Source organism: Moorella naiadis (nom. illeg.), assembly GCF_051020825.1.
GTDB lineage: Bacteria > Bacillota > DSM-521 > Neomoorellales > Neomoorellaceae > Neomoorella > Neomoorella naiadis.
Genome location: NZ_JAXGFQ010000071.1, coordinates 1 through 1912, shown reverse-complemented (window position 1 = coordinate 1912; position 1912 = coordinate 1). Strand labels below are relative to the sequence as shown.

Genomic DNA, 1912 nt, shown 5'->3' with positions numbered 1-1912 from the left:
CAGAAACAGGAACTCATTTTAAAATACTACCAGGAAGGAGAATCCCAACGAAGAATTTCCAGACAGACAGGTATCTCTCGAAAAACCATTCGCAAATACATCAACCAGTACGAAAAGAGAAGGGCAGAATTACTTGACACCCAGGAAGGAGCAGATAATAGCGCTCTTATTGAGGCCATTGTTGAAGCTCCCAAATACACAGTGGGTGAACGCCCCAAACGCAAACTAACCGAGGAGATGGTCCAAAGGATCCAGGCCTACCTGGATGAAAACGAGGAGAAGAAAAAGAAAGGCCAAGGCAAGCAGCAGAAAAAAATCATGGATATCCATGAAGCCCTCCAGGCAGAAAACTTCGACATCAGCTACAGCACGGTTTTACGTACGGTCCGTAGTTTGGTCCAGCAACCGCAGGAAGCCTTTATCAAAGCCGTTTACCAGCCGGGGGAGGTTTGTGAATTCGACTGGGGGGAAGTCAAGTTAACCATAGATGATAAACTACAAGTCCTGCAAATGGCTGTCTTTACCTCGGCTTACGGCAACTACCGCTGGGCTTACCTATTTACCAAGCAAGCCACCGAATGCTTCCAGGAGGCGCACGCCCTCTTTTTTGCCCACCTTGGCGGTGTGTACCAGAGGATGGTCTATGACAACATGAAGGTGGCCGTCAAACGCTTCGTGGGCACGGAAAAGGAACCGACTCAGGCCCTGCTGCAACTTTCCCTATACTACGGTTTTACCTTTCGCTTATGTAATATCCGCAGCGGCAATGAGAAGGGCCATGTGGAGCGGAGCGTGGAAGTGGTGCGCCGTAAAGCCTTCGCCTTCCGTGACACCTTTGCCACTCTGGCAGAAGCCAATGATTACCTTCTGGAGGTTTGCCAGCGAGGCAATCACCAAGAACAGGAGGCCTATGGCGGCCAGAGTGCGGCATACCGCCTGGCTGAAGAACGGGCCTATCTATTGCCCTCCCTACCCCCCTTTGACGCCGCCAGGACCCGCCAGGCCCGCGTCGACAAGTACGCCACCATCGTCGTCGACCAGAACCATTATTCCGTCCCCGATGTCTATGTCGGCAAAGTGGTATTGGTGAAGGTCTACTCCGGATGCGTCCAGTGTTTTTATGAAGGCAGCCAAGTGGCCGAACATCCCCGCCTCACCGGCAGCCGCGCGTGGTCAATGCAGCTGGCCCATTACCTCACGACCCTAAAGAAAAAGCCTGGTGCCCTGGCCGGAAGTCAGGCCCTGCAACAGGCAGACAAGAAACTTCAAAGTATTTACCACACCTATTATAGCAAACGAGAGAAAGAATTCATAGAGCTGCTACAGTATTTACAGGAAGACGGCAGCTTAAGCGAGGTAGAGAAGAGCATCCAGGAATTGAGCCGAATCCACCCCGAGCACGTAAGTACCGCCAAGATCAAGATCCTGTGTGCTAAAAGGAAGGAAGCCCCGTATCTCCCTAGTATAGCTTCGGAGGAAACTCAGGCCATTGCGGACGAAGCCCGGCGCCAATTGCAGCAGTATGGCGAACTGCTTCAGGAGGTGGCCAGCGCATGAGTATCACCCCGCGCCAAAAGTGGCACGAACTCATCATGGCTGCGGCTAAAGAGCTTAGACTCCCCATGATCCGTCAGCACCTGGAAGAACAGGTAGCGGAGGCATTGCAAAAAGATGCCAGCTACGAAGAATTTCTGGCCTTGTTGTTACAGCAAGAGTGGGATGCGCGCAAGGAATCAGCCCGCTACAACCGGATCCGGCGGGCCGAGTTTACCCATAAAAAGTACCTAGAGAGTCTTAGCGTTGGCGACCTGCCCCCCGATGCGCAAAAAAAGTTAAAATTGCTCAAGAGCCTAACCTTTATCCAGGAAGGGAGGAATGTGATTTTAGCTGGTAATGCGGGTACCGGCAAGAC

2 protein-coding genes are annotated in these 1912 nt (G+C 52.3%); both read left to right on the top strand.

Annotation, left to right across the window (positions count from 1 at the left end; genetic code table 11):
• The coding region (gene istA, locus SDD30_RS17310; protein ID WP_434076178.1) for an IS21 family transposase at positions 1-1557 on the top strand (1557 nt) is incomplete at its 5' end.
• Positions 1554-1912: ATP-binding protein (locus SDD30_RS17305; protein WP_434076177.1), on the top strand; the 359-nt coding region annotated here is incomplete at its 3' end. The genes istA and SDD30_RS17305, both read left to right, overlap by 4 nt.